Below are 26,880 nucleotides of genomic sequence, written 5' to 3'. Positions count from 1 at the left end.
TCGGCACGAAACGCGGATCCGGGTGTCGTGGGCGACTGCTCGGCTGCCGACTCTCCCTGACGGAATGTGGGTTTTCTCCCGGGCCGTCGCACCACAATCTTTAACGGGGCATGCAGCCATTCCCGAACCAGTAGATGAACCGTCGGACGTTCCTGCGGGCGGCAGGGGTTGCCGGAATCATCGGGGCCAGCGGCTGTGCGACGCCGTTCGATTCCCTCGGTGGTTCCGGACAGAACGGCTCGAACGATGGATCGGGATCGGGCGGTTCGAACGGATCGGCTGGAATGGGTGGCTCGTCCGGTTCGAACGGTTCGAACGACTCGACCGGGACGACCACCTCGACGGCGACGACAACGCCTGAAGCACCGTCGACGCGCTCGGGAGCAGCGCTCGCCGGTGTCTATCCTGGCGGGCCCGACTTCGCTTCGAACCTCGCACCCTACACGGAGTGGGTCGGCCAGCCGCCGGCGGTTGCCCTTCTGTTCGTCGATGCGCTCGGTCCGACCGAGAACAAACGGCGGTTCATCGAGGGGCCCCTCACCAACGTCTGGGAGGCGGGCCACGTCCCGATGATCTCGTGGCAGCCGTTCGTCCCCGAGCGACAGCAGACCTCCGAGGCGATCGAACGCGAGATCGCGAACGGCGAGTACGACGAGCAGCTCGAATCGTGGGCGTCGCTGCTCGAATCGTGGGCGCGCCCGCGAGGCGGCCAGACGCGTGGGCGGCGGTTTTACTTCCGGCCAGCCCACGAGATGAACGGCGACTGGTTCCCGTGGAGCGCGGTCGATTCGAGTCGTATCGAGGCGACGCCTGTGCCCGTCGAAGATACCGGCAACGCTACCGGCGGCGAGAACCCCGCAGCCGGAACGCCACAGGACTACGTGGAGATGTGGCGACGGCTGTACGACGCGTTCGGTGAGACTGATCTCGACGAGACGGACGTCCAGTGGGTCTGGGCGGCGAACGCCGAGCAGGTCCCCAGTGGCCTACAAACCGAACGGTACTACCCCGGCGACGAGTACGTCGACTGGGTGGGGATCGACGGGTTCAATCGCGGTGGGACGGAGTCGTATTCGAGCTGGCAGTCGCCGGCGCAGCTGTTCGACCCGATGCTCGGACGACTCCGCGAGCTGACCGACAAGCCGGTGGCGCTGACCGAGTTCGCCTCGACCTCGGTCGTCGGCTGGGAGGGTGGCACCGAACCCCGACCGTCACGCAAGGCCGCGTGGATTGAGAGCGCGTTCACGTACGTCGAGGAGAACGACATCAAGATGACGTGCTGGTTCAACGTCGACAAGACCGGGGTCGACGAGGCCGACTGGGCGATCTTCGGCGGCGAACGCGGGACGGGACAGGTCTCGGTTTCGGGCACCGAATACGCCGCCTACGAGGCGTACAAGCGATCGATCTCCCGCGATGCGTTCCTCAGTGCGCTCCCCGATTACCCGCCGCTGCTGACCGACGACGAGTTCGCCGGCGAGTTCTAACCTCGCCCGAGGAACGCCGCATCGCTCACGATCCGTGATCGCGGTGGCTCCGCACGGTTGTCGTTGACGAGCGCCGCTCTGTACGTCGCGTACGCCTCGTGTGATGGCTCGCCAGCGACACGTTCGGTTCCGCGCTCGCCGCCGAACACTGCCCAGTCGGTCTCCTTGTCCTCGTTGAACCAGCACGCCAGCGCTACCCCTGCGTCGTCGAGATACCCGTATGCCGCCCGGATCCACGCCGCCTTCCGTGCGGGGTCGTGGCCGTTCGCGGTCAGGGAAGTGCTCGCGAACTCCGGCACGGCGATCGGGTTGTCGGCGAGCTGGGTCAATCGATCGATCGCGTCGTCGAAGACCGCTGCGGGCGAGTGCCACGCCGACCACTCCCGACTGTCCCCCCAGTTGAACCCGTCGACGCCGAGCCAGTCGACGAACGCGTCGCCCGGATAACAGTCCTCCATCGACACCCCGCCCACGTCGACGTGGTTGACACACCAGAGCCACTGGCAATGCGTGTTCTCGATACCCCCTCGCTCGATGCGATCGTGAACGTGTCGCCACATTTTGCGGTACGTCGACGGAGCGTCCGTCGTTCGGCTACTGTTTTCGCCGACGGTCGGACTCCAGGGATACCAGTCGCCGTTCATCTCGTGGGCGAGTCGGAGATACAGCCGTCGATCGTCGGTAGTGCCCAGTTCGCCGTCGGGACCGGCGAGCCACGCGGCCAGCCGGTCGGCCCACCGGTCGAGATACTCGTCGTACTCCCCAGCGATGATTCGGGCCGCGATATCCGTTGGTGTCGCGTCGGGCGTCGGAGTGAACGGCTCCCACGTGAGGAGGGGGACGCGACCCGCCGCCCAGATCGACGGGAGGATTCGATCGAACAGCTCGTCGATGACACCCGGACTCCACGGCGCGAACACCGTCTGGATCGCGTGGGACGTGCCGAGCCACTGCTCCATCCGTTCGATGACGGCCATCCGATCCGGGTCGGTGTAGACGCCGAACAGCGGGGTGGTCACGCCGCCGACTCCGCGTGTCGTGTGCTTATACTATCGGGTGATACTGTGAGGCGAATGACTGTCGGTCGTCGGTGCCGCACGCGACAGCGGGATCAATGACCATTCACCGACCGCGACGACCGCCACCGAACGGGTTCGCATAGTCCGCGTAATCCGGATGGCTGACGCCCGTCGGGCACATCGTCGGGCTTTTAACCGTCCCTCTCGTTCCAGAACTGATGACGCTGACGAGGGCGACCGCCCGCCACGCGGCGTTCGCCCCGGCGGAGCTGTTCGCATGACTTCGATTCGACGACGCAGCGCCCTCCTGCTCGCCGTACTCGCAGCGGCAGCCCTCGCGATGACGACGGGAGTTGCCGGGAGCGTGCCTGCGATTTCGGCCGACGGAGTAGCGTTGCAAGCCGACGATACGAATGCAACGACGAACGCCTCGATCACCGTCGCGAACCAGACGCGTGACGGCCGGTCGATTGCTATCGAAGCCGCTACCCTCCCCGACGGTGGGTTCGTCCTGCTCGAAGCGGCCGGGCCGAACGGTTCGGTCGTCGGGGTGAGCCTGCCGCTCAGTGCTGGCACCCACGAGGGACGGGTGACGCTGCGCGGCGTTCCCGGGGCCGACGCGAACGTGAGCCGTCTCGGCACGAACACGACGCTGGTCGCCACGCTCCACCGCGACACCGACGGCGACGACCGGTTCGACGGGCTGGTTGCGGCTGATACCGACGGGTCGTACACCGCGAACGGATCGCCGGTCGCCGAGCGCGTCCGCGTGACGGTTCCGCCCGATGAACGGCCGACGAACGCGACGCTCGCGTTTCCGAATCAAACCACGAACGGCTCGACCGTCACCGTCGGGCCGGTCACGCTCCCCGAGGGCGGCTACGTCGGGGTGCATCGGAGTCTGTACAACGACTCGAACGCAACCGAGAGTGCGATCGGGGCCACCGACTACCTCGAACCCGGCAGCTACACGAACGTCACCGTCCCGGTCAGTAGCGACGATTCCGGCCTGAACGCCACGGCACAGGATCGGAGCGTGCGTCTCAGCGCGGCCGCCTACAGCGACTCCGATGGTGACCGCGAGTTCCAGTACGTGCCTTCCAACGGGAGCGAGGACGAACCGTACACCGACGATGGGACGGTGAACGACTCGGGCGTCGTCACCATCGAAGCGCCGGACACGACCGAGACGCCATCGGGGAACGTCACCACCCAGCCGACGACCGAGAACGGAACGCAGCAGACGACACCAGTCGAATCCACTACGACCGCCCCACAGCCATCGTCGACCACGCCGACACCGGACACACCGACACCAACCACGACCCAGACGACTGAGGCGACCGAACCAGCCACGTCGACTCCCGATCCTGCGAGCGGATCGGACCACGAGACCACCGCCTACGGCGGCGGGAGCGACGGCCGTGAGGGCATCCTCGACAACCCGCTGTTCCCGGTGCTCGCACTCGTCTTCGCCGTCTTCGTGGTGCTCGTCGCGGTCACCGGGCAGTAATCGGCGACCCGGCCCACGACCGACCGATTCATCTTCGTGGCGTCCCGACCACTCATCGATGGACGGGCCGCTGTGGACCGACACGCACGCGCCGGCGCTCGCCGATCTTCCCCAATCTTCGGTCCGGGAATCGCTGGAGCGCGCGATCGACGAACCGCTGAACCTGATCCTCCACGGACCACCGGGTGCGGGCAAGACCGCCGCGGTGCGCGCGCTCGCCGAGCAAACGCACGCCGATCCCGACAACGATCTCGTGGAACTGAACGTCGCCGATGTCTTCGGCCGGACGAAAAAGGAAGTGAGCGATGACCCCCGATTTTCGTCGTTCATCACGCCGAAGCGCCGGCGCAACTCCTCGAAGGCCGATCTCATCAAACACGTGCTCTCGGAGTCGGCGAGCTACGCGCCGGTGGCTGGCGGATACAAAACAGTGCTCCTCGATAACGCCGAAGGGATCCGTGAGGACTTCCAGCAGGCGCTCCGGCGGGTGATGGAGCGCCACCACCGGACGACGCAGTTCGTCATCGCGACACGCCAGCCCTCGAAACTGATTCCGCCGATCCGCTCGCGGTGCTTTTCGATCGCGATGCGCGCGCCGACCACCGACGAGATCGTGGGCGTCCTCGAACGGATCGTCGCGAGCGAGGATGTGACTCACGACGCGGACGGTCTCGAATATGTCGCTGCCTCCGCCGACGGCGATCTCCGGCGGGCGATTTTGGGGGCACAGACCACCGCCGAGGATGTCGGCGAGATCACGATGGAGGCCGCCTACGACGCGCTCGGTTCCGTTGGCCGCGACGACCGGATCGAGTCGATGATCACCGAGGCCGCCGACGGCGAGTTCACCGACGCCCGGTCGACCCTCGACGACCTGCTCGTCGACGAGGGGATGGACGGCGGCGAGGTCCTCGCCGAACTCCTCCGTGTCGCACGATCACGGTCGGTGGGTCCGGACGCCGCCGCGCTCCACCGAATCGCGGGCGAGATCGATATGGATCTCGCGGAGGGCACCAACGACCGACTTCATCTCTCGCACCTACTCGCCGAACTCGATCGGTAGTCCGTGGCGATACGTCCCGCCATCTTCTCTCGATCGGCTCATCCACAACCTGCAGTTCGTCGTGCGCCAACCTTGTCGCACGACGAACGAACGCGTATGACCGTCCCTGGCTGACCTGGAGACACGATGGACGATAGCGTGCCGGCGATCGCCGGCGTCGCGGGATGGTGGACCGGCCTCGATAGCGGTTGGCAGGCCGTCGTTCTCGGCTGGGTTCTCGTCGTGATCGTCCGAGCGGGAGTGTCGATTCCGTGGTAAGGCGAATACGACGGCTGCTGCCGGGACTCCTGGCGCTCGTTGCGATCGGCCTCGCCGCCCGTACCGTCGCATCGGTGGTGCCTTCGGCGAACTATCTCATCGTGACGATCGTCATCGGAATCGTCGTTGCCAACACCTACGGCGTCCCTTCGTGGACACAGCCGGGCGTCGGGACCCACACCGTCTGGCTCGAAACCGGTATCGTGGTGATGGGCGCGAGCGTCGCGCTCGATCGCGTTCTCGCCGCCGGGCCTCGCATCCTGTTACTCGTTGTCAGCACCGTTCTCGCGACCCTCGTGGTCGTCGAAGTGCTCGCCCGCGCGGTGTTCGCTATCCACGAGGAGACCGGATCGCTGCTCGCCGCGGGATCGAGCATCTGTGGCGTGTCGGCGGTCGTCGCCATCGCCGAAAGCATCGACGCCGACGAAACCCGGATCGCCTACGCCGCCGCCACGGTGTTGCTGTTCGACGCGGCGACGCTGTTCGTCTACCCGCTGGTCGGCCACGCGCTCCAGCTCTCCGATACCGTCTTCGGCATCTGGGCCGGGCTGACGATGTTCAGCACCGGGCCCGTGACCGCTGCCGGGTTCGCGTTCTCCGAGGCTGCCGGCGAGTGGGCACTGCTCGTCAAACTCACCCGAAACGCGCTGATCGGGCTCGCCGCCATCGGCTACGCACTCCACTACGCCCGACGGACGGAGGGATCGGGAGCCGCCGAAAGCGTTGCCGGTGGAGCGACTCACCTCTGGGCGACGTTTCCGAAGTTCGTCCTCGGGTTTCTGGGGGTGATGCTCGTCGCCAACCTCGGCCTCCTCGGCGATTCCGCGATCACGTCGCTCTCGCACGCCGCCGACTGGGCGTTCATGCTCGCGTTCGCGGGACTCGGACTCGAAATCGATGTCGACGAACTCCGCTCGACCGGCTACCGGCCAGTCCTCGTGGTGCTCGTCGGACTGGTCGTCGTCAGCACTACTGTCCTGTTGGTGGTCAACGGACTGTTCTGAGTCCCACCCCTGGCTGTCTCTCGACCGTCCACGGACGGCACCCTTTTGTCGAGCGCCAACTCGTCTCCACGAGTGCGGGAGTTCACGTTCGCTATCGACTACGACGCTGGAGCCGACCCCATCATGGACGTCTGTATCGAGTGGCCGTCGGTCGTGGCGCACTCGCTCGACGGCTTCGTGACCGAGGATCGGTTCTGGCGGATCGAACGGATCTCCGGGCCGGAGCGTGCGCTCGATCGGATCGAGGACGTTCGTTTCGACGGGACGAAATGTGGGGAGTCGATCACGGAACGGGACTGTGAGGCGGCCCGGTATCACGACGTGCTCGAACGATCCGCCGACGAGCTCGTGATCTACACGTATCTCGAAGACATCGCGGAGTGCGAGTCGGTTCATACGCTCGCCGGCAAACATCTCCCGTCGGGGCTGGTCTTCGAAACCCGCCGTCAGGGCTCGCGTCACCAGTGGCGGGTGTTGATGCGCTCGGACGCGAGGGTGGGGGTGCTCTACGACGAGATCGGCGCGCGCCTCCGCGATGGGCTCTCCTTTCGGATGGGGCATCTCCGTGACGCCGACGGCTGGCAACGCGACTCGCTCACGACGCTCTCGATGCCGGACGAGCAGCGGACGGCGTTGCGCGCCGCCGTCGAGGGCGGGTACTACGAGACACCACGGGCGACGACCCTCGACGACCTCGCCGACGAGCTCTCGGTGCCGCGGTCGACGCTCTCCTATCGGCTCCGACAGGCCGAAACCCGGCTCGCGCGTCGGTGCGTCGGGGACGCGACCGACGATCGATGGCTCCGAGACCGGGAGACGAGCGAGTGAGCCCTCGATGGCGGCGGTCGAACCGGGCAACTACCCGACGCCACGAGGTTAATGCGTCTCGCGATACGAGGTGGCTCACCGGATGAGCGACTACGCGAACGACGTGCTCGTTTCGACCGCGTGGGTGGACGAGCGACTCGCTGCGTTCGAGCGCGACGACCCATCGCTTCGGCTGCTAGAGGTCGACATCGATCCGAGCAACTACGACGCGGGCCACGTGCCGGGAGCGACGAAGATCGACTGGGAGCGCGACCTCCAGGATGCCACGACCTTCGACGTCCCGACGCGGACCGATTTCGAACGACTGCTCGGCGACGCCGCCATCACCGCTGACTCGACGGTCGTCATCTACGGCGACATGATGAACTGGTTCGCCGCCTACGCCTACTGGCTGTTCGTCTACTACGGCCACGACGACGTTCGCCTGCTCGACGGCGGCCGTGATCGCTGGCGGGCGCGTGATCTGCCAGTAACGACCGACGTGGCCCGCTTCACCGGTCGATCGTACGAGGTGACGGCGACGAACGGTGCTGTCAGAGCGGACCGGCCGGACGTCGAGGACGCGATGGGTCGTGGCGTCCCGCTCGTCGACGTTCGCACCCCCGAGGAGTACCGCGGCGAGATCCTCGCTCCGCCAGGCTGGAACGAGGGCGTTCAGCGCGGCGGCCACATCCCGGGGGCGGTGAACGTCCCGTGGAGCCAGGTCGTCGACGACGACGGCTGTTTCAAACCCGCGACGGAGCTCCGAGAGCTGTACCAGGAGGCAGGCCTCGATCCGGAGACCGAGGTCATCACCTACTGTCGGATCGGCGAACGCTCGGCGCTGACGTGGTTCGTCCTCAGCGAACTCCTCGGTTACGACGACGTTCGCAACTACTACGGCTCGTGGGTCGAGTGGGGGAACACGGTCGGCGCGTCGATCGAGAAAGGCCAGCGTGCCGAGATGCGCCGCGAGTAGGGTTCGAGACCGGCGATCTGCGCCTCAGCCGAGGATCGCAATGTGGCGCACCAGCGAGCGGTGGACCCGTCGTTCGAAGGTTGCCTCGACGTTCCAGTCCGCCTCGCGCGCCGCAGTCGTCCACGGCTGATCGCCGACCACCACGGCCCGGTCGGCGATCCGCCGTGCTTCCGTGAGCGCACCGGCCACCACGCCATCGAGATCGCCCTCGATCTTCGACTGGCGGCCGTACGGTGCGTCGAACACGACGGCGTCGGCCGCGTCGTCACACAGCGGCAGTCTGGTCGCGTCGGATTGCGCGGTAGCGAATCCGGGACCACCTTCGCCGTCGAGGTAGTGTGTGAGATTTCGCGCCGCGCCGCGGGCCATCGTCGCCTGGGTGTCGAAGCCGACGACGCACGCCCCGACGAGCCCCGCCTCGACGAGGATACCTCCTGTGCCGCACATCGGATCGACGAGCCGATGTCCGGACCGCGCGCCCGCGATGTTGACGAGGGCGCGTGCGAGCAACGGGTCCATCGACCCGGGTTTGAAGAAGGGTTTCTTGGTGGGTTTGCGCGGGCCGAAGTCCCGGACGCTCTCCGTGACGAGCCACCCGAGTACGCAGGTCCCGTCCGCGAACAGCGCCCGGAGCTCGTGATCGGGGTCGTCGAGATCGACCGCGAACCCCCGGTCGGTGAGTACGCCACCGAGGCGTCGTTCGACGGTCGGGGTGTCGATCCCGGTCGTGCGGCGCACGTCGCGCGCCCGGACCGCGACCGTTCCTTCGACGTCGAGCGCCGCGTCGCCGAGGAGTGCCGTGGCGTCCGAAACGGTGGCGTTGGTTCGACCGATCAGCCGACTCGCCCGGTGAGTGTACGCGAGCGTTCGGACCCGTTCGTGTTCGACCTCGCAGGCGAGCGCGAGTCCCGGCGCGACGACCTCGACATCGGTCGCCGCGCTCGCTGCCTCGCGGGCGGCGAACGCGTCGTCCTCCCCGCCGAGTTCGAACACGTACACGCGCGAAGCTGGGTCGGTGTAGAGTATGACGCTGTTGATCGGCGGAGCGGTCGTCACCACGACCTATCAGGCTGCGACACCAATCTTTATAAGCCTTAAATACGAGCTTTAAGACGAGTCATGTCTGCCCAAGACCCCAAGGAGACGATCAACATCGAGAACGTTGTGGCGTCGACGGGTATCGGCCAGGAGCTCGATCTCCAGAGCGTGGCGATGGACCTCGAAGGGGCTGACTACGACCCCGAACAGTTCCCCGGCCTGGTTTATCGAACCCAGGAGCCCAAATCCGCCGCGCTGATCTTCCGGTCGGGCAAGATCGTCTGCACCGGGGCGAAAAGCACCGCCGACGTCCACGAGAGTCTGGAGATCGTCTTCGACAAGCTCCGCGACCTCGAAATCCGTGTCGAGGACGACCCCGAGATCGTGGTCCAGAACATCGTCACGAGCGCCGATCTCCAGAAAACCCTCAATCTGAACGCGATCGCGATCGGCCTCGGTCTCGAGAACATCGAGTACGAACCCGAACAGTTCCCCGGTCTCGTCTACCGGCTCGACGACCCCGAAGTGGTCGCCCTGCTCTTCGGCTCGGGCAAGCTCGTCATCACTGGTGGGAAGGAGCCCGCCGACGCTGAACACGCGGTCGACAAGATCACCGACCGACTCGACGATCTTGGTCTCCTCGACGGATAACGCTTCTCTGTCGCGATTTCTGCGGCCGTCTCACTCCCTGAACTCCGGGTTGATGATCTCCGCCATCGGTACGATACTGGTGCTGCCACACTCCGGACACGCGTCTTCGGTCTCCAGCGCCAGTCCACAGTTCTCGCACGCGTACCGATCCTGATCTCGATTCTCGGCGTCGCGTTCCCGTCTGAGATCGTCGGCCCTGGTCATACCAACTGATATGTTGTATGCCATCATGTACCTATCGTTTGCAAATGCCTGCAATACGATCGCACCAGCGAGGCCTCGATCGATGTCGTTGCAGCGGTGACGCTGCGATACTTTTGTTCCTGCCTGCCGGATGGGCGGTATGATGAACCGCGAGCACGTCTCGACCGGTACCGAGTGGGAATCGCAGGTGGGCTACTCGCGCGCCGTGCGTGCCGGACCCCAGATTCATGTCTCGGGGACGACCGCTACCGACGAGAACGGCGCGATCGTCGGTGTTGATGATCCGTACGAACAGACCGTCCACGCGCTCTCGAACGTCGAGCGTGCGCTCGAAGACGCGGATGCGGCGATCGGGGACGTGGTTCGCACTCGGCTGTACGTCACCGATATCGACGACTGGGAAGCGATCGGTGCAGCTCATCGAGAAGTCTTCGGCGACGTTCGCCCCGCGACCAGCATGGTCGAGGTCGCGCGGCTGATCGATCCCGACCTGCTTGTGGAAGTCGAGGCCACCGCCGTCGTGGACGGGGCTGACGGCTCCGAGCACGCGGGAGAGCAGTAGGCGTTCGATCCGTTCAGATTCCAGCCTGGACTGCCACCACCACGACGAAGAAGAGTGCGAGCACGCCGATCACCGCACCGCCAAGGACGAGCCACGACGTCGGAGTCGGTTCGTGTCCTCGGCGGACGGAATCGGGCCGGCGGCGATAGTACACTGCTATCCCGAACATGAAGATTCCATTGGCGATAAAGAATGTGTCGGCCGAGAGCAGTTTGGCTGGAAGTCCGTCTCCGAGTGCGCTCACCAGCCAGAAAATACCCATCGCAGCCCAGAGCACGGCGAGGAAGTCCGCGCGCCGGAGCGAGATCGACCCGACGTCGTCGGTAGGGGTGCTCATACCGAACCAGTAGCACTGTTCATACATATGCATGTGGGAAGTGTGCGAAGACGTTCGGAGACACGATCAGTCTCCGGAGCCTACGATTCAGTCGTCAGTATTGATCAGAGAACGCTGTGAGGAGGGATCGGATGCGGTCGAACATGCCGACGGACCATTTCACTACGAGCCACAGTGCGATGAAGAACGCGAGAGCTACCACCGGCCCTATGAAAAAGAACTGCGGCCAGACGACTCCGGCACCGAACGGGATGATGACGAGGGAGATCAGCCCCTCCGCGTTCCGTCGCCGGACGACGGCTTTGCTGGTCCCTTCTTCGATGCGATCACGAATCGGGATGTCGTGAGAGGCGAACAGCTCTCGAAGGACATCCAACTGGCTGGCGGGAACGAGAACCGCTCTCGGCTTGACGGAAAATCGGGCTTCGTACCGGAGTATGGCCAGCGGTTGCGTACCGACGCGACGGAGTTCCACTCGCTGGACGCCGGCGAGATCGACCTCCTGTTCGGAACCGCTCGGTGAGAGTGGATGGTCTCCGCCCCGCCACGTCATCTGAATCGTGCCGTCCGCCGGATCGAGTCGGATGGTCGTGTCGGTGAACGCATTGGCGGTGCCCAAATACGTCAGCCAGAACAGACAGCAGAACCCGGACAACGCGGTGGCAATGCGTGCATCCACAAGGGCGGAGAGCGTCAACAGGATCGGCGGACCGGTGACTGCCACCCGCCAGAGTGTTTGTCCGTCCTGGATGGTGTACACGAGTCGGCGGGGAAGTCGGCGAAGCCCTCGGTTTTCGATGGTCCAGACCCCGTCGGTTGCTGTTTCGGTTGCCGTTGGTGGGGCGAAATCCTGGGTCGGCAACTCCTCGCGGCGCGAGAGATACGCTGCAAGGATAAGGAATCCGACAATCGGGATCGAGACTCCATAAAAATACATTCCAGAATGATCGAGCTCGCGCCGATTGGCGTCCATGTAGATGAAAAGCCCGAGGATGAACTGGAAAATCACCACGCCAGCAATTCCAAGAAGGATCGTATCCGCCATCACGTGGAGCTATCGGCACGTTGAATATAGTTCTGTGCCTCGATACTCCTTGAACTGGCACGATCTGCCTTCCGAACGAAGTTGCCGAACTGCGCCGCCTCGTGGTGGCGTGTCTTTGCGTGGATTCACAGCCGGCAGCGTACGCGTCGTTCGTGCTCGCCGGACGCCCCACCGACGGAAATAGCCAGACACAAGCCGCCGCGGGGCGGATCGTCGTCCATGATCGGGGCCGCCGTGCTACAGGTCTCGCCGACCGCTGGCGGTCCGCTCGCCTATCTCGGTAGCTTCGTTCTCTTCGCGGTCGTCTACTCGGTGACCGCCCACATCGCCGCACGGAACGTCCTCGGTGACGTGCCGCTTCGTCGGGCGGGGATCGTCGGGGTCGCCATCGCGGTGGTCGTCCTCCTGCTCCAGCAGTACGGAGCGATCGCGTTCGTCGTGGCGCTCGCGGTCGATTTCGTCGTCATCCGATACGTCTATCGGCTCCGATATCGAACGACGGGACTCGTCACGTTCGTCCATCTCGTCGTCAGCATCCTCCTGACGATCGCGACGCTCAGCCTCGTTCGTCTCCTCGGGACCGCCCCGACCTGACCAATCCGATCGAACGACTCGTCGCTCGTTCCCGCCGATCGGGTTCGCGACGCCGTCGCTATTCGACGAGACGTTCGATCTCGGTCACAAGGACGTCGCTCGCGCCCATTCCTTTGACGTCGTTGATCGTCGTGAAGACGTCGTCCTCGTCGACCACCGCATGGACCGCGACTGCATCGTCGCCCGCGATGTCCATCACGGTGGGGCCACCGAGACCGGGGATGACCTCGCGAACGTCGTCGAGCCGGTCGGTCGGGACGTTCATCATCAGGTAGCGCTTGTCGTCGGCCGAGATCACCGACGCGAGCGCGGTCGCGACCTCCTCGACTTTCGGGTCGTCGGCGACGTCGGGGCGGGCGACCAGCCGAACCGAACTCTGGAGTACCTCCTCGACGATCGCGAGGTTGTTGACCGCGAGCGTGGTCCCTGTCGAGGTGATGTCGATGATCGCGTCGGCGACGTCGACGTGGGGCGTGAGCTCGGTCGCACCAGAGACCTCCACGATCGCGGGATCGATCCCTCGCTCGGCGAAAAAGTCGCGGGCGACGTTCGGGAACTCCGTCGCGACGGTGCCGCCGGCGAGATCGTCGACCGACTCAACCGCGCTTTTCTCGGGGGCGGCGAGCACGAGCCGGCAGGTGCCGTAGCCGAGATCGAGCAGGTCGTGCAGGTCGACGCCAGCTTCGCGAACCTGATCCAACCCGGTGATCCCGACGTCGGCCGCGCCGTCGGCGACGTACTCCGGAATGTCGGCGGCACGAACGAACAGGACTGTGACCTCGGGATCGACCGTCTCGGCGTAGAGTTTTCGATCCGCGCCGTCGGCAACGTGGAGCCCGGCGCGTTCGAGCACGTCGATCGTCGGATCGTGCAGGCGGCCCTTGTTGGGCACTGCGATGCGCATACTCGATCCCGGCGTTCGCGAAGCAACTACCTTTCGTTACTCTCAGTACTCGTCCACCGCCGTTTCCGAGCGACGGCTCGGGGAACGCATTCGCGTCGTGCGATCACATCCCTCGACCAGGATATCAGTCTCTCAGCCGAAGTGTGGGTACTCCTCGATCTCGATGAACTCGGTGTTTCCACACCCGGAACACTCTCCGGGCGCGCTATACGTGTGGTCTTCAGGGGTCGATCCTTCCGAGACGTCCCCGACGAACACGCTCTGACAGTCCCGACAGACGTACAGTTCGGGTTTTTCTGCGACGTGTGACATGGTTTCAGAGCCCCAAGTAGCCCGAGGAGGGAATGACGCCGAGGAGGAACAGGACGCCGACGATGAACATGGACAGCGCGATCGCCATCGCCGGCGGATCGACGTGGGTCCCCGAGTGCGAGTAGAAGATCCGCTGGGTCACCTCGCCGAAGAGCCCGCTGATCGTGCCGAAGACACCGGCAGCGAGCAGCGCCACGACCGGGCCGGTGCCCATCGCGGTCGCGATCACGGCACCCACCGATCCCAACAGCGTGATGTGGTGGGTGACCGGGATCTTCTCGACGCCGAGATTGAGAAAGAGGAGACTCATCGCGGAGAACGCGTAGCCGAGGAAGATGCTGCCGGTCTCGATGTAGATGAACCCACCGAGAAGCCCCGCGACGAGACCGATCACGGCGACGCCGGACCACTGGTACTGGTGAGGGAGCCACGGCTCGGTCGCCAGCCGGACTTCCGTCCCGCCGTCCGCCACCGCGCGCTCCTCCTCTCGCTCGAACGGCGACATGTCGAAGATGGAGGACCCGGATCTGGGACCGATCAACGGGTAGTCGAAGACGACGCGGGCGAGCATCGCCGTCAGGAACACCGAGAGCGCGATCCCGTCGGTCGGGAACCCGATCCCGGCTGCGAGTTGGTTGATGAGCATCCCGACGGCCCCGAAGACGGCACCGACTGCGAGGATGTCGGGTTTCGTCCCGAACGCGTACAGGATGTCCTTCCCGAAGTGGTAGTCCCACCCGGCGGGGTTCATCTCGGGATACTTCTTCCCGGCGTACGCCGTCGCCGCCACCCCGCCAGCGAAGGCGATATGCGGGCCGAAGACCATCCCGAACCCGATCGTACCCGTCACGCCGGTGGCGATGTCGCCCTCGATACCGCCGGCACTGGCGAGATTACCTTCGAGGATCGCGAGTCCCTCGCCGAGGAAGACGGCGAACCCGGTGAAGATGAACGCGGGCAGCGCACCGAGGGCTGCGCCGAACGCACCACCGGCGAGCGCCGCGATGAGCAGGACCACGAACTGCTCGACTTCCACTCCGATGACGGGGATCTGCAGCAGCAGGTGCTCCATCTCAAGCCTCCCGCGCCCAGTCGCGCGACCGTTCGACCGCCTCGCTCCACCGCTCGTAGCGACCGTCGACGTCCGCATCGTCGTCGGCGGGGAACTCGCGGTCGACCCGCCAGTTGTTCCGTAGTTCTTCGGGGTCGTCCCAGTACCCCACGGCGAGGCCGGCGGCGTACGCCGAGCCGAGTGCCGTGGTCTCGTCGACCTCGGGTCGGACGATCTCCGTCCCGACGATGTCGGCCTGCTGCTGGCAGAGGAAGTCGTTTTTCACCGCGCCGCCGTCGACTTTCAGGCTGTTGATGTCGAGACCCGCGTCCGCCACCATCGCCTCGGCGACGTCCCGGGTCTGGAACGCGATGGATTCGAGCACCGCGCGGACGATGTGTTCCTTGCCGGTGCCGCGAGTCATCCCGACGATCGTCCCGCGCGCACGCCCGTCCCAGTGAGGTGCACCCAAGCCGGTGAACGCAGGCACGAAGTACACCCCGTCGGTCGAGTCCACTGAGCGGGCGAGGTCCGCGGTCTGGGCGGCGTTGTTGATGAGACCGACGTCTTCAAGCCACTCGATCGCCGCCCCCGTCACGAAGATTGCGCCTTCGAGCGCGTACTGGACGGGCTCGCCCGAGCGCTGGAACCCGACCGTCGTGAGGAGGCCGTGGTCGCTCTCGACGGCCTCTTCGCCGGTGTTGAGAAGGAAAAAGGAGCCGGTGCCGTAGGTGTTCTTCGCGTCGCCCTCGTCGAAGCAGGTCTGGCCGAACAGCGCGGCCTGCTGGTCGCCGAGTGCGCCCGCGACCGGGATTTCCGCCCCGAGGAACCCGTCGGCGTCGGTCGTCCCGTAGAAGTCGTCGTCCGAGGACGGCCGGACTTCGGGGAGCATCTCACCGGGGACATCGAACTCCTCCTGGAGTTCGTCGTCCCACGCCATGTCGTGGATGTCGAACAGCATGGTCCGGGAGGCGTTCGTGACGTCCGTGATGTGATTCCCGGTGAGCTGCCAGATCAGCCACGTGTCGATCGTCCCGAAACAGAGTTCGCCGGCGGCGGCGCGGTCCCTGAGGTCTGCCGGTTGGGCGCGCTGGGTCTTGAGTGGGTCGGCGTTGTCGAGCAGCCACTCGGCCTTGGTCGCCGAGAAGTACGCGTCGGCTTCGAGGCCGGTCTTCGCTCTGATGTCCTCGACTTTGTCCGCTTCTTCGAGCTCCTCCACTCGATCGGTCGTCCGGCGGTCCTGCCAGACGATCGCGTTGTAGATCGGCGACCCCGAATCACGGTCCCAGATCATCGTGGTCTCGCGCTGGTTAGTGATCCCGAGCGCTTCGAGCTGGCCGGCGTCGAGCCCGGCAGTGTCGAGTGCCTCCGTCACGACAGCTTGGGTTTTCTCCCAAATCTCTACGGGGTCGTGCTCGACCCATCCCGGTTCGGGATAGATCTGCTCGTGTTTCTCGTAGGCCTGTGCGACCACCTCGCCGCCGTGGTCGAAGATCATGAACCGCGTGCCGGTCGTTCCCTGATCGATCGCGCCGACGTATGTATCGGATGTCATGTGGTGTTCCTTCGGTCTGATTCTGGAGCCCATCCAGCCATTATTTACTAGTGGCGGTGCTTCGTCCGTAAACACCATAGTGTACCATTATAAATCCTTGGGTACTTTCGACGAATCGACGACGGGACGCCGTCCTGATCGGCACGTGGGTGACGCAACCACGATACCGCAGTGCGCTACGCGTTCGACAGATCGTAGAGTCGCCGGAAGACTGCAGTCGGGAATCGGGGTTCGAGCCGGCTCGGTGGTCGGCCGACGCTCTCGGAGGTGCGATCGCTGGCGACACGTTCGGCGATACCGTCGTTCGCGATCTCGTAGAGCAAGCGTTTCACGGTTCCTGCCGACAGATCGATGTCCGGCGATGCGACGACGGCATCGGCCGCGGCGTCGACGGACGACCGTTGCTCCACATCGACGTCGATGAGACGGCGCAGCACCCGCTGGCGGTTGTCCGGCAGCGCAAACACTCGTCCGAGCGAGACCGACGGGCGGGGAACGGCGTTCATCCCGGTGCGGAGATCGCGTTCGCGGAGCCGGGTGCTCCCTTCGGCAACAGCCTCGTCCGCCGCAACGAACAGCGCACAGAGCGCGTCGTGGGCGTTGCCGTCGGCCCAGCTCGCGAGCCGTCGGAGCTGTTCGTGCTCGACGGCTTGGCGAGCCATTCCTTCCGACGCACGAGCCGTCAGCACGTCCACCAGCGCGAGGTCGCGGTAGGCGGGCACCTCGATGTGTTCCGGTGGCCGGACGGAATCCGGAAGCGTCGACGGCGACGGCCGTCCGACGACGAGCCACGAGAGCGACTCGTCGTCCGCGAACGCCGCCACGATCTCGGAGAGTGGGCGCGCTCCGCGCTCGCCGACGTGATCGACGGCTATGAGCACGCGACGTTCGTAGGGCGCGAGGTATTCCGTCAGGCGCGCGCGAAGCGCGTCCGTGCCGACGCCGTGTTCCGGTACGGACTCGTCGAGCACTGCGTCGAGCACTGTCCGGTACAGCCCGAAATCGCTGCTTGCGTGGCGCGCATCGACGTACACGAGATCGGGCGTCGCACCCGTCCCGCCACGGGTCGAGGTGTGGATGACCGATCTCGACGGCGAATGTAGCCGCCCGAGTCGGGCGAACAGCGCGGTGACGACCGCTGATTTCCCCGTTCCGGGGGGACCCCAGACGTATGCGTTCGGCGGGAGCTCCCCGTCGAACACCGGATCGACGTAATCGAGGAGGCGTTCGAGTACCGATCCTCGACCAGTCGGCTCTCCGAGGTGGGCGACGGGGCTGATCGCATCGTGATCGAGCACCAGCCGCGAGTCGTTCCCCGAGCGCTGTCGTCGGCGGATACGGGCTGTGAGGTCCATCGTGGTCGTCACCGGCTGTCGCCCCGCTCGGAACTATCGGTGGCCCCACGGGACGGTGGGGGTCGACGTTTTCGGCCCGTCCGGGGAGTTGTTTACCGATAGCGCGGTTCCGGGGGTAAAGCGTCCGCAGGAAGGCATAAACTTTGCGTGCGCGACCGACGAGTGCGGAACTCGGCCTCCGGACGAAACCGTTGTCGGATCGACGGATCACTCCTGTCAGCCGTGACATTCTGGATAGGCAATCGTCATCAAATAACATAGCAGAAGTAAATTTTACTGCTGGTGTCGGAATGCCCGATAAAGTAAAGTGGTGACAGGGCTATCACCGAAACGATTGGATGGGACGTGAAACCGAGGTCCTCGTCATCGGGGGTGGCTCGACCGGCTGTGGTATCGCCCGTGACCTGTCGATGCGCGGCGTCGACGTCACGCTCGTCGAACGAGGCAACCTCACTCACGGAACGACCGGTCGGATGCACGGGCTGCTCCACAGCGGCGGGCGATATGCGGTCTCGGATCAGGAAAGCGCCGCCGAGTGTATCGACGAGAACCGCGTACTCCGGAAGATCGCGAGCCATACGGTCGAGATGACCGGTGGGCTGTTCGTCCAGAAACCCGGCGATCCCGACGAGTACTTCGAGGAGAAACTCGCGGGCTGTCGGGAGTGTGACATTCCGGCGGAAGTACTCACCGGTGCGGAGGCTCGCGAGATCGAGCCGTATCTCGCGCGTGACGTCGAGCGTGCGATCCGGGTGCCCGACGGGGCCATCGATCCGTTCCGGCTCTGCGTGGCGAACGCCGCCGACGCGGAGGAACACGGTGCGCGCATCGAAACCCACGCCGAGGTCACGGACGTGTTCGTCGAGAGCGGACAGGTCAGGGGCGTCGAGGTGCGCCACGAGAGTGGTCCCGGCAAGCGCATCCACCGCGAGCCGGGAACGACCGAACGCATCGAGGCCGATCACGTGGTGAACGCGACTGGTGCGTGGGCCGGACAGTTGGGGGCGATGGCGGGCGTCGAGGTCGAAGTCCGCCCATCGAAAGGGGTGATGACGGTGATGAACTGTCGGCAGGTGGATACGGTCGTCAATCGATGTCGACCGAAGGGCGACGCCGACATCGTGGTGCCCCACGAGACCGCCTGTATTCTCGGCACGACCGACGAGGAGGTCGAAGATCCCGACGACTACCCCGAGGAGCAGTGGGAGGTCGACATGATGATCGACACCCTCTCGGAGCTCGTGCCGATCCTGAGCGAGGCGCGAACGCTCCGCTCGTTTTGGGGTGTCCGCCCGCTGTACGAACCGCCAGACACCGGTACCATGGATCCGACGGACATCACCCGCCAGTTCTTCCTGCTCGATCACGCCGACCGCGATGATCTCGCTGGCATGACGACCATCGTGGGTGGGAAGTTCACGACCTACCGACTGATGGCCGAGCAGATCACCGATCACGTCTGCGAGAAGCTCGGTGTCGACGCTCCGTGCCGGACCGCCGAGGAGTCGCTGCCGGGAAGCGACGATTTCTCGGTACTTCGGGACTACATGGAGGTGTTCGGGCTGCGATCGCCCATTGGTCGCCGGAGCACCGAGCGGCTCGGTAGCAAGGCCGACGACGTGCTACAGACCGACGATCCGAACCCAGTCGTCTGTACGTGCGAGGCGGTCACGCGCGCCGAGCTCGAGGACGCCATCGTGGATGCCGGCACCGACCTGAACGCCACCCGTATCCGGACTCGGGCCTCGATGGGGAACTGTCAGGGTGGGTTCTGTGCCCATCGGATGGCCGCCCTGCTCCATCCCGATCACGACGAGGCCACCACGCGAGCCGCGCTCGATGACCTCTACGCCGAGCGCTGGAAGGGTCAGCGCCACGCGCTCTGGGGCGAACAGCTCTCCCAGGCGATGTTGAATCACGCGCTCCACGCCACTACGATGAACCGCGACCGCGACCCCGCGGCTGGCGAGGAGGCCGTCGAGTACGACCGATTCGACGCGGGGCCGTCCACGTCGACCGCCGACACAGCGACCGACGGCGGTCAGGACGAGTGTAGCAACCCCGAGACAGGAGGCGGCCGTGGCGATTGAGGACGACGTGCTCGTGGTCGGCGGCGGCCTCGCCGGAATGACGAGCGCGCTCCAGGCGGCCCGCGAGGGTGCGCGGGTGCGACTGGTCTCCCACAAGAAGAGTACGCTCCGGCACGCGAGCGGCCTCGTCGACGTTCTGGGGTACACCCCGGACGGTGAGCTAGTCGCGGAGCCGTTCGACGCACTCGCCACCCTGCCGGCGGGCCATCCCTACGAACTGGTCGGCGTCGATTCGGTGCGGGACGGACTCGCTCTGTTCGACGAGGTGGTCGGTGACGCCTACTACGGCGATCACACCGACGCGAACGCGCTCGTGCCGACCCACGGTGGGACGGTAAAGCCGACTGCCCGATATCCCGAGAGCACGGCCGCTGGGTTGGCGAGCGACCCCCGGGAAGCGCTGCTCGTAGGCTTCGAGACCCTGACCGCGTTCGACGCACCGCTCGCCGCCGACCACCTCGACGCCGCCGGCGTCCCTGCGGCGACACGCGGCGTTACGGTTCCGTTTCCCGGCGATTTCCGAGCGGATTCGCGGGTGACGCGCTTTGCGCGCGCGCTCGACCGTGACGAAGCGGTCGAGACGGCCACCGGAACGGCTGGTGCGCGGCGAGCGCTCACCGCGGCGGTCGAACCTCACCTCGACGGCACGGAACGGGTGGGGTTCCCGGCGGTGCTCGGTGACGACGAGTCGAGCGAGGTTCGGACAACGCTCGAACGTCACCTCGACGTTCCGGTCTTCGAGGTGCCGATGGGACCGCCGAGTCTTCCCGGAATTCGGCTCGAAAGGCTGTTTGCGGCGGCACTCGACGATGCGGATGTCCGCCGGACGACCGGGAACCCGGTGGTGGATTTCGAGGCCGACGGCGAGCGGATACAGGCGGTCTACGTGGATCGGAACGGCCAGCGAGCGCCCTTCCACGCCGAGGAGTTCATCCTTGCGACGGGGGGCCTCGTCGGAAAGGGGATCGACTCCGACCGCGAAGGGGTGATCGAACCGGTCTTCGACTGTCACGTTCCCCACCCCGACGATCGCTACGAGTGGTTCGTCGACGAGGCGTTCGGTGACCATCCGTTCGCACGCTTCGGCGTCGACGTCGATGGGGAGTTACGACCGCTCGACGCCGACGGGGGCATCGAGTACGAAAACCTTCGCGCTGCCGGGGGCGTCCTTGGAGGAGCGGACTTCGCGGCGGAGAAATCGGGCAGCGGCATCTCGCTCGCGACCGGCTACGCTGCCGGTCGTGCGGCGGGCGAGGCGGTGTGATTCGACGGGTACCACAATGAGTGATGCAGATTCCACGGACGAGTTCGAGCCGGTACAGGTGTTCGAGACGACCAACATGGATCTCCGTCCCGGATCCGACGACTGCTACAAGTGTTCGACGTGCGATACGTCCTGTCCGGTCGCCGAGGTCGACGACGAGTTCCCGGGGCCGAAGTTTCAAGGGCCCGAACAGTGGCGGCTGAAGCGCAAGGAGGGCCACGACATCGACGACTCGATCAAAGGCTGTTCGAACTGCATGCGGTGTGACGACGCCTGTCCCTCTTCGGTCCCGCTGAGTCAGATGCACAACACCGCTCGCGGGGAGTACGTCGAGAGCCAGCGGTTCGGGCGCGAGGCGCTCGCCGCCCTCCGGCGTGGCGAGCCACGCGAGGCGCTCTCGATCGTCCGCGACGGACGCGAGGGGTTCGTCGAACGGGTCCGAAATCGCGTCCTCGCGAACTACCGGGCGTCGGCGTGGCTCGCCTCGAAGGTCCCGTGGCTCGCGAACCGCGCGATGAACTTCGGCCCCGCACGCTGGCTCATGGAGGAGACGCTCGGCGTCACGAAAGAGCGCGAATTCCCCGAATTCGCCGACCAGACCTTCCGGGAGTGGTGGGTCGAACGCGGCGGCGCACACGTCGAGAACCCCGACAAGCAGGTCGCGTACTTCCACGGCTGCTACTCGAACTTCAACACGCCCGAGGTCGCCAAAGCGATGGTCCACGTGTTCGAGGAGTTCGGGTACGAGGTGCTGGTCCCGCCCCAGAAGTGTTCGGGCACGCCGATGTTTGCCAACGGAATGCTCACCGACGCCAGGCGACACGCGGTGACCAACGTCGAGAACCTCGCGGCGGCGATCGAGAACGGGGCTGACATCGTCGCTTCCTGTACCTCCTGTTCGATGGCGCTGCGCCAGGAGTACCCAGAACTGTTCGATCTCGACGGAATCGACTCGGTCGCCGCCCACACCTACGAGGCCGTCGAGTATCTCCGCCTCCACGAGGATCTGGAGGGCGCGCTCGCCGAGGCCGAAGTCGACGCGAGCGAGTTCGCCTACCACGCGCCGTGTCACGCCAGGAACCAGGGACTCGATCGGCAGGCGATCGAACTCTTTGCCGATCTCGACGGTGCGACGGTCGAGGATGTCGGCGACTCCTGTTCGGGAATTTCGGGCACCTACGGTTGGAAAGAGGAGAAGTACGACTACTCGATGGAAATCGGCGAAGAGATGTTCGAGCACATGGAGAGCGCTACGGGTGAGACCGGGATGACCGAGTGTCCGACCTGCGCGATGCAGATGGAACACGGCACCGGCTACGAGATCCGCCATCCGCTCGAACTCCTTGAGGGGGCGTTGGTCGACGATACGGTGTCATCGGCGTGATGTGGGGCCATCGAGTGATGCCACGAACGACGCACCGTCCTTCCGTGACTGACGGAGTGAAGTGGCGTCGAACCCTACTGAGGTCGTGTCCGTACCAACCGACGTGCTCGTGATCGGCGGCGGGGCCACTGGCGTCGGCGTCGCGCGTGATCTCGCGATGCGTGGCGTCGACGTCGTGCTCGCCGAGCGTGACGGCCTCTCCGGTGGAACCACCGGCCGCTCGCACGGACTGCTCCACAGCGGGGCGCGCTACGCCGAGGCCGACGCCGACGGGGCCGCGGCGTGCATTGCCGAAAACCGCGTGCTCCGGGAGATCGCCGGCGACTGTCTCCGCGACACCGGCGGCTACTTCGTCCAGCTTCCGGGCGACGATCCCGACTACTTCGCGGCGAAGCGCGATGCGTGCCGTGACCTCGGGATCGAGGTCGACGTTCGATCCGGGTCGGCGGCACGGGAGGCTATCCCGGAACTCTCGCCCGAGATCGAGCGCGTCATGCGGGTCCCTGACGCCGTGGCGTACCCCTCGCGGCTGGTCGCCGCGACCGCACAGAGCGCCCGCGATCACGGGGCCGCGATCCACACCGACGCCCCCGTGACCGACCTCCACGGCGACGCTGACACGGCCGCGGACGGAGCCACGGACGAGACGATCACCGCCGCATCGATCGGCGGGACGGTCGACGACCGGATCGTCGCCGACCACATCGTGAACGCGACAGGCGCGTGGGCCGGCGAATGTGCCGCACTCGCGGGGATCGACCTGAAGATGAGCCCGACGCGCGGCGTCATGGTCGCGGTCGAGAACGAGGGGCTCGACACCGTACTCAACCGCTGCCGGGAGCCGGCCGACGGCGACATCGTGGTCCCACACGAGAACCAGGTAGTGCTCGGCACCACCAGCGTCGCGGTCGACGACCCCGACGAGTATCCACAGCCGGAGAGAGCGATCGAACGGATGATCGACGAGTGTGCCGCGATGGTGCCGGCGCTCGACGGCCGCGAGCCCGCACGCACCTACTGGGGCGTCAGACCGCTCTACGATCCGACGGCGGCAGGCGAGGGCGCACGCGCTATCTCGCGGGATTTCTTCCTACTGGATAACGAGGAGCGCGACGACACCGAGGGGTTCACCAGCATCGTCGGTGGGAAGCTCACCACCCACCGGCGGATGGCCGAAGCGGTCGCGGATCACGTCTGCGAACGGTTGGGCGTCGACGCCGCGTGTCGGACCGCCGACAATCCGTTGCCGGGTCACGACGATCCAGCCGTCCTCGACGAGTTGGTCCGGGAGTTCGACGCCGGTTCGCCCGCCGATCGGGACGTGACTGGTGCGTGAACCGATCGGACATCCCTCTGTCGACGACGAACCCGTAAATTGACACCACCGGGGCCGAAACGACCGGTATGACGACGCTCGAAATCGTCGGCGGGCGCGTGCTCCGCCCCGATATGACCGTCGAACGCGCGGACGTCCTCGCCGACCAGGGGACCGGCGAAATCCTCGCCGTCGGCGACGTCCCAGCGGGCGATACGTCGCTCGACGTCACCGACGGTCTCGTGATTCCGGGACTCGTGAACGCCCACACCCACGTTGCGATGGCGCTCCTCCGAGGGTACGCCGACGACAAGCCGCTCCACGCGTGGCTCCGCGAGGACATCTGGCCGATCGAGGACGTCCTCGAACCCGAAGACGTCCGCGCGGGGGCCGAACTCGGGCTGGTGGAGATGATCCGGTCGGGAACGACGGGGTTCTGTGACATGTACTTCGATGTCGGGGCGATCGTCGACGCCGTCGATCGTGCGGGTCTCCGGGCCCGCGTCGGCTACGGCTCGGTCACCGTCGGGAAGGACGAGAAGGCCGCCCGCGAGGAGCTCGAAGCGGGACTCCGGGTGGCCCAGGAGTACGACGGCGCGGCCGACGGCCGGGTCTCGACCGCGTTCATGCCCCACAGCCTCACGACCGTCGACGGGAGGGAGCTCGATGCGTTCGTTCCCCGAGTGCGCGAGGCAGGTGTGCCGATCCACATCCACGCGAACGAAACGACGGGGGAAGTCAAGCCGATCGTCGACGAGCACGACGAACGCCCGCTCGCGTACGCTGTGGAGCACGGGCTGCTCGAAGAACGTGACTTCATCGCCCACGGGACCCACTGTGACGAACGCGAGATCGACATCCTTGCCGAGCGCGGTGCGGGCGTGGTCCACTGCCCCGCCTCGAACATGAAGCTCGCGAGCGGGATCGCGCCGGTCCAGGCGATGGTCGACGCTGGCGTCACGGTGGGAATCGGCACCGACGGCGCGGCCTCGAACAACGATCTCTCGATGTTCGACGAGCTGCGCGACGCCGCGATGGTCGGCAAGCTCGCCGCGGGAGACGCGAGTGCGGTCGACGCCCCGACGGCGTTCGGAATGGCGACCGCCGGGAGCGCCGCAGTCGCGGGCTTCGACTCCGGACGAATCGCCGAGGGGAAAAACGCCGACCTCGCCGTCGTCGACCTCGACACACCGCACCTCACGCCACACCACGATCTCGTGAGCCACCTCGTCTACGCCGTCACTGCGGCCGACGTGCGCCACACGGTCTGTGACGGCCGAGTGCTGATGCGTGATCGTGAGGTGTTGACGCTCGACGCCGATGCGGTCCGCGAGACGGCCGAGCGCCGGGCACGGGCGGCGGTCGAGCGCGCGGAGTCCTGATCACTCGTCGCCCGCGAGCAGGTAGGCGACGACGCTCGCGAGGCCCGAAAGCACCGCGATCGCACCGAACCCCGGCCCCGAGCCGGTGCTCGTTCCGGTCTCGGCTCCTTCCTCACCCGCCGCTGTCCCGTTCGCTCCACCCGTCCCGTTCGTTCCAGCTGTTCCGGCCGCAGCATCCGCACCGCCCGCGCCGCTTCCGTTCGATTCGCTTCCCGGTGTCGTTTCGGCCGTTGCGTTCGTCCCGCCGGCCGTTCCGTTTGCGCTCCCGGTCGCATTTTCGACCATCCCTGTCGATTCGCCGGGCGAGACGAGCTTGTGGACTGCACCGCCGAGATCGCCACCGGCCGTCAGTGCGTAGAGTTCGCCGGCGTCGTCCCGACCCACATCGAGCAAGTAGCCGCCGAGCTCGCCGTCGTCCGCACCCGCAATCGTGAGCTTCTCGAACTCCCAGAGCCCCTCGTCGCTGGGCGTGGCAGCGAACAGCGAGCCTCGTGGACTGCCGTCCTGGCTGTAGTCGCCGAAGACGTACTGACCGCCGAGCGAACCGATCGCGCCGTCGTAGACGTACCCGCCGATGACCGAAATACCGATCGTCTCGCCGTCGCGGGCGTGTGGGTACTCGATCACGGGGTCGCGAAGCGGTTCGCCACCGCGGACGTTCTGCGGTGTCGTGTCGGGACACTCGGTCGACTCCTCGCCCGTACTGAAACAGTGGGTTCCTTCCTTCACGTTCCAGCCGTAGTTGCCACCCTTCACGACCCGATCGACCTCCTCGTAGCGGTTCTGGCCGACATCGCCGACGTACAAGGTGCCATCGCTGAATCCCATCCGCCAGGGGTTGCGAAAGCCCCACGCGAACTGTTCGTCGAGGCCTGCATCGCCCACCAGCGGATTGTCGTCGGGGATTCCGTACGGCTTGTCTCCCGCCCGACTATCGACGTCGATCCGGACGATCGATCCGAGGAGGTTCTCGGTGACGTCCTGACCGTTGCCGCCGTCGTTCGCGTCGTACCAGTCGTCGGCGTGGCCGGTGCCGACATCGTTGGCCGCGCCGCCGTCGCCGAACGGGACGTAGAGGTAGCCGTCGGGACCGAACGCGAGCGCGCCCGCGTTGTGATTGCTCTGGGGTTCGGGGACTTCGAGCAGCCGACGTTCCGAGTCGGGTCGTGCGGCGGTCCGGTCGCCGTTCGCACGGAACTCGGCGAGCACCGCTGTGTGGGAGTGGCTATCGGGCGTCGCGTCGGTCGGTGGCGCGCTGTAGCGCAGGTAAAACCGCCCGTTCGTCCCGAAATCGGGATGGAACGCGAGCCCGAGCAACCCCTGTTCACCTTCGACGGGCGTCATCCGACCGCTGACGTCAAGGAACGGCTCCTCACGCCGGCCGTCCGGGCCGACGGCGTAGATCTGTCCCGGTCGATCGACCACGAACTGGCGGCCGTCGCCAGAGGGTGTCGCGAAGTCGACCGGCATCTCGAACCCCTCGGCGATCGGTTCGAGCGCGACGGTCGGCCCCGTCGGAACGGGACCTCCGTCCTGTGCGGTCGCGCTCGTGGTGGTACCACCGTACCCAACCACTCCGGCGACCGCACCGGCCGCGGTCGTTCGAAGCAGTCGGCGACGGGTCACTTCCGAACGATCCTGCTCGGCAGCGTCAACCGTCGTCGCTGTCGTGTGAGTCACTACCACCAACGAGTGGTCGTTCGACCA

26 protein-coding genes are annotated in these 26,880 nt (G+C 66.0%); 15 read left to right on the top strand and 11 right to left on the bottom strand.

All coding sequences use genetic code 11. The features are described 5' to 3' along the window. Positions 1-134: 134 nt before the first annotated feature. Positions 135-1,487 carry a glycoside hydrolase family 26 protein gene (locus tag C449_RS10625; protein WP_006078021.1) on the top strand — a complete coding sequence of 451 codons (1,353 nt, stop codon included), beginning with the start codon at positions 135-137 and terminating at the stop codon, positions 1,485-1,487. Here C449_RS10625 and C449_RS10620 read toward each other — a convergent pair. After that, complete coding sequence (locus C449_RS10620; RefSeq protein WP_006078020.1) at positions 1,484-2,506, bottom strand: glycoside hydrolase family 26 protein; 1,023 nt, start codon at positions 2,504-2,506, stop codon at positions 1,484-1,486. The two genes, C449_RS10625 and C449_RS10620, sit on opposite strands and share 4 nt — an antisense overlap. A gap of 277 nt (positions 2,507-2,783) precedes the next feature. Here C449_RS10620 and C449_RS10615 point away from each other — a divergent pair, with 277 nt between their 5' ends. The 6 genes from C449_RS10615 to C449_RS10595 all read left to right on the top strand — a co-directional run bounded on the left by C449_RS10615 (position 2,784) and on the right by C449_RS10595 (position 8,130). Next, entirely contained in the window at positions 2,784-4,019 is a 1,236-nt protein-coding gene (locus C449_RS10615) for a DUF7282 domain-containing protein (protein WP_006078019.1), read from the top strand. A gap of 58 nt (positions 4,020-4,077) precedes the next feature. Then, positions 4,078-5,082 (top strand): AAA family ATPase, encoded by a 1,005-nt coding sequence (locus tag C449_RS10610; protein WP_006078018.1) that lies wholly within the window; start codon positions 4,078-4,080, stop codon positions 5,080-5,082. A 126-nt stretch (positions 5,083-5,208) separates the two neighbouring features. Beyond that, positions 5,209-5,340, top strand: a complete 132-nt coding sequence (locus C449_RS18840) for a hypothetical protein (protein ID WP_275039168.1) — start codon at positions 5,209-5,211, stop codon at positions 5,338-5,340. Then, on the top strand, positions 5,334-6,344 hold the full coding sequence (locus C449_RS10605; RefSeq protein ID WP_006078017.1) for a YeiH family protein: 1,011 nt from the start codon (positions 5,334-5,336) through the stop codon (positions 6,342-6,344). The genes C449_RS18840 and C449_RS10605 overlap by 7 nt, the downstream gene beginning before the upstream one ends. 72 nt (positions 6,345-6,416) lie before the next feature. After that, a complete protein-coding gene (locus C449_RS10600; protein ID WP_006078016.1) occupies positions 6,417-7,172 on the top strand; it encodes a helix-turn-helix domain-containing protein in 756 nt (251 codons plus the stop codon). A gap of 82 nt (positions 7,173-7,254) precedes the next feature. Continuing rightward, positions 7,255-8,130 carry a sulfurtransferase gene (locus tag C449_RS10595; protein ID WP_006078015.1) on the top strand — a complete coding sequence of 292 codons (876 nt, stop codon included), beginning with the start codon at positions 7,255-7,257 and terminating at the stop codon, positions 8,128-8,130. A 24-nt stretch (positions 8,131-8,154) separates the two neighbouring features. Here the strand turns inward: C449_RS10595 and C449_RS10590 are convergent, their stop codons facing one another. After that, positions 8,155-9,129, bottom strand: a complete 975-nt coding sequence (locus C449_RS10590; RefSeq protein WP_049914133.1) for an RNA methyltransferase — start codon at positions 9,127-9,129, stop codon at positions 8,155-8,157. Between the two features lie 120 nt (positions 9,130-9,249). On the opposite strand from C449_RS10590, the gene C449_RS10585 reads away from it, so the two are divergent. After that, positions 9,250-9,819, top strand: a complete 570-nt coding sequence (locus tag C449_RS10585) for a TATA-box-binding protein (RefSeq protein ID WP_005045880.1) — start codon at positions 9,250-9,252, stop codon at positions 9,817-9,819. 30 nt (positions 9,820-9,849) lie between these two features. On the opposite strand, the gene C449_RS18350 is transcribed toward C449_RS10585, so the two are convergent. Further along, positions 9,850-10,023, bottom strand: a complete 174-nt coding sequence (locus tag C449_RS18350) for a hypothetical protein (RefSeq protein ID WP_006078013.1) — start codon at positions 10,021-10,023, stop codon at positions 9,850-9,852. Positions 10,024-10,165: 142 nt separating this feature from the next. Between C449_RS18350 and C449_RS10580 the strand changes: the two genes are divergently transcribed. Continuing rightward, positions 10,166-10,585 carry a RidA family protein gene (locus C449_RS10580; RefSeq protein WP_049914131.1) on the top strand — a complete coding sequence of 140 codons (420 nt, stop codon included), beginning with the start codon at positions 10,166-10,168 and terminating at the stop codon, positions 10,583-10,585. 13 nt (positions 10,586-10,598) lie between these two features. On the opposite strand, the gene C449_RS10575 is transcribed toward C449_RS10580, so the two are convergent. Next, on the bottom strand, positions 10,599-10,922 hold the full coding sequence (locus tag C449_RS10575) for a hypothetical protein (RefSeq protein WP_241430107.1): 324 nt from the start codon (positions 10,920-10,922) through the stop codon (positions 10,599-10,601). A gap of 94 nt (positions 10,923-11,016) precedes the next feature. Then, complete coding sequence (locus tag C449_RS10570; protein WP_006078010.1) at positions 11,017-11,967, bottom strand: hypothetical protein; 951 nt, start codon at positions 11,965-11,967, stop codon at positions 11,017-11,019. A 219-nt stretch (positions 11,968-12,186) separates the two neighbouring features. Between C449_RS10570 and C449_RS10565 the strand changes: the two genes are divergently transcribed. Then, positions 12,187-12,561, top strand: coding sequence for a DUF7473 family protein (locus C449_RS10565; RefSeq protein ID WP_006078009.1), 375 nt, complete (start codon positions 12,187-12,189; stop codon positions 12,559-12,561). 58 nt (positions 12,562-12,619) lie between these two features. Here C449_RS10565 and hisG read toward each other — a convergent pair whose 3' ends face one another. From hisG to C449_RS10540, 5 genes are all read right to left on the bottom strand, one after another. Then, a complete protein-coding gene (gene hisG / locus C449_RS10560; RefSeq protein WP_006078008.1) occupies positions 12,620-13,465 on the bottom strand; it encodes an ATP phosphoribosyltransferase in 846 nt (281 codons plus the stop codon). 132 nt (positions 13,466-13,597) lie between these two features. Continuing rightward, on the bottom strand, positions 13,598-13,777 hold the full coding sequence (locus C449_RS10555; protein WP_006078007.1) for a hypothetical protein: 180 nt from the start codon (positions 13,775-13,777) through the stop codon (positions 13,598-13,600). 4 nt (positions 13,778-13,781) lie between these two features. Continuing rightward, positions 13,782-14,849, bottom strand: a complete 1,068-nt coding sequence (locus C449_RS10550) for a hypothetical protein (protein ID WP_006078006.1) — start codon at positions 14,847-14,849, stop codon at positions 13,782-13,784. Between the two features lies 1 nt (position 14,850). After that, entirely contained in the window at positions 14,851-16,383 is a 1,533-nt protein-coding gene (glpK, locus tag C449_RS10545; protein WP_006078005.1) for a glycerol kinase GlpK, read from the bottom strand. A gap of 176 nt (positions 16,384-16,559) precedes the next feature. Continuing rightward, positions 16,560-17,738 (bottom strand): Cdc6/Cdc18 family protein, encoded by a 1,179-nt coding sequence (locus C449_RS10540; protein ID WP_006078004.1) that lies wholly within the window; start codon positions 17,736-17,738, stop codon positions 16,560-16,562. Positions 17,739-18,076: 338 nt separating this feature from the next. On the opposite strand from C449_RS10540, the gene glpA reads away from it, so the two are divergent. The 5 genes from glpA to C449_RS10515 all read left to right on the top strand — a co-directional run bounded on the left by glpA (position 18,077) and on the right by C449_RS10515 (position 25,173). Then, positions 18,077-19,828, top strand: coding sequence for an anaerobic glycerol-3-phosphate dehydrogenase subunit GlpA (gene glpA / locus C449_RS10535; protein ID WP_006078003.1), 1,752 nt, complete (start codon positions 18,077-18,079; stop codon positions 19,826-19,828). Next, on the top strand, positions 19,818-21,092 hold the full coding sequence (glpB, locus tag C449_RS10530; RefSeq protein WP_006078002.1) for a glycerol-3-phosphate dehydrogenase subunit GlpB: 1,275 nt from the start codon (positions 19,818-19,820) through the stop codon (positions 21,090-21,092). The genes glpA and glpB overlap by 11 nt, the downstream gene beginning before the upstream one ends. Before the next feature lie 16 nt (positions 21,093-21,108). Further along, positions 21,109-22,476: an anaerobic glycerol-3-phosphate dehydrogenase subunit C gene (locus C449_RS10525; protein WP_006078001.1), complete on the top strand. Its 1,368-nt coding sequence runs from the start codon at positions 21,109-21,111 to the stop codon at positions 22,474-22,476. Positions 22,477-22,561: 85 nt separating this feature from the next. Then, positions 22,562-23,812 carry an FAD-dependent oxidoreductase gene (locus C449_RS10520; RefSeq protein WP_006078000.1) on the top strand — a complete coding sequence of 417 codons (1,251 nt, stop codon included), beginning with the start codon at positions 22,562-22,564 and terminating at the stop codon, positions 23,810-23,812. A 68-nt stretch (positions 23,813-23,880) separates the two neighbouring features. Further along, positions 23,881-25,173, top strand: coding sequence for an amidohydrolase (locus C449_RS10515; RefSeq protein WP_006077999.1), 1,293 nt, complete (start codon positions 23,881-23,883; stop codon positions 25,171-25,173). Here C449_RS10515 and C449_RS10510 read toward each other — a convergent pair whose 3' ends face one another. After that, positions 25,174-26,853 carry a PQQ-dependent sugar dehydrogenase gene (locus tag C449_RS10510; protein WP_006077998.1) on the bottom strand — a complete coding sequence of 560 codons (1,680 nt, stop codon included), beginning with the start codon at positions 26,851-26,853 and terminating at the stop codon, positions 25,174-25,176. It abuts the gene before it with no gap. Positions 26,854-26,880 lie beyond the last annotated feature (27 nt).

This window comes from Halococcus saccharolyticus DSM 5350 (assembly GCF_000336915.1).
GTDB lineage: Archaea > Halobacteriota > Halobacteria > Halobacteriales > Halococcaceae > Halococcus > Halococcus saccharolyticus.
This window is presented reverse-complemented; position numbering and strand designations above follow the sequence as displayed.

Excerpts from the sequence above, each read along its gene's own strand:
- C449_RS10565 (WP_006078009.1), top strand. The coding sequence starts at position 12,187 with ATGATCGGGGCCGCCGTGCTACAGGTCTCGCCGACCGCTGGCGGTCCG.
- C449_RS10610 (WP_006078018.1), top strand. The coding sequence starts at position 4,078 with ATGGACGGGCCGCTGTGGACCGACACGCACGCGCCGGCGCTCGCCGAT.
- C449_RS10580 (WP_049914131.1), top strand. The coding sequence starts at position 10,166 with ATGAACCGCGAGCACGTCTCGACCGGTACCGAGTGGGAATCGCAGGTG.
- C449_RS18350 (WP_006078013.1), bottom strand. The coding sequence starts at position 10,023 with ATGACCAGGGCCGACGATCTCAGACGGGAACGCGACGCCGAGAATCGA.
- glpA (WP_006078003.1), top strand. The coding sequence starts at position 18,077 with ATGGGACGTGAAACCGAGGTCCTCGTCATCGGGGGTGGCTCGACCGGC.
- C449_RS10595 (WP_006078015.1), top strand. The coding sequence starts at position 7,255 with ATGAGCGACTACGCGAACGACGTGCTCGTTTCGACCGCGTGGGTGGAC.
- C449_RS10570 (WP_006078010.1), bottom strand. The coding sequence starts at position 11,967 with ATGGCGGATACGATCCTTCTTGGAATTGCTGGCGTGGTGATTTTCCAG.
- C449_RS10540 (WP_006078004.1), bottom strand. The coding sequence starts at position 17,738 with ATGGACCTCACAGCCCGTATCCGCCGACGACAGCGCTCGGGGAACGAC.
- hisG (WP_006078008.1), bottom strand. The coding sequence starts at position 13,465 with ATGCGCATCGCAGTGCCCAACAAGGGCCGCCTGCACGATCCGACGATC.
- C449_RS10615 (WP_006078019.1), top strand. The coding sequence starts at position 2,784 with ATGACTTCGATTCGACGACGCAGCGCCCTCCTGCTCGCCGTACTCGCA.
- C449_RS10625 (WP_006078021.1), top strand. The coding sequence starts at position 135 with ATGAACCGTCGGACGTTCCTGCGGGCGGCAGGGGTTGCCGGAATCATC.
- glpK (WP_006078005.1), bottom strand. The coding sequence starts at position 16,383 with ATGACATCCGATACATACGTCGGCGCGATCGATCAGGGAACGACCGGC.
- C449_RS10585 (WP_005045880.1), top strand. The coding sequence starts at position 9,250 with ATGTCTGCCCAAGACCCCAAGGAGACGATCAACATCGAGAACGTTGTG.
- C449_RS10550 (WP_006078006.1), bottom strand. The coding sequence starts at position 14,849 with ATGGAGCACCTGCTGCTGCAGATCCCCGTCATCGGAGTGGAAGTCGAG.
- C449_RS10515 (WP_006077999.1), top strand. The coding sequence starts at position 23,881 with ATGACGACGCTCGAAATCGTCGGCGGGCGCGTGCTCCGCCCCGATATG.
- C449_RS18840 (WP_275039168.1), top strand. The coding sequence starts at position 5,209 with ATGGACGATAGCGTGCCGGCGATCGCCGGCGTCGCGGGATGGTGGACC.
- C449_RS10575 (WP_241430107.1), bottom strand. The coding sequence starts at position 10,922 with ATGAGCACCCCTACCGACGACGTCGGGTCGATCTCGCTCCGGCGCGCG.
- C449_RS10555 (WP_006078007.1), bottom strand. The coding sequence starts at position 13,777 with ATGTCACACGTCGCAGAAAAACCCGAACTGTACGTCTGTCGGGACTGT.
- C449_RS10525 (WP_006078001.1), top strand. The coding sequence starts at position 21,109 with ATGAGTGATGCAGATTCCACGGACGAGTTCGAGCCGGTACAGGTGTTC.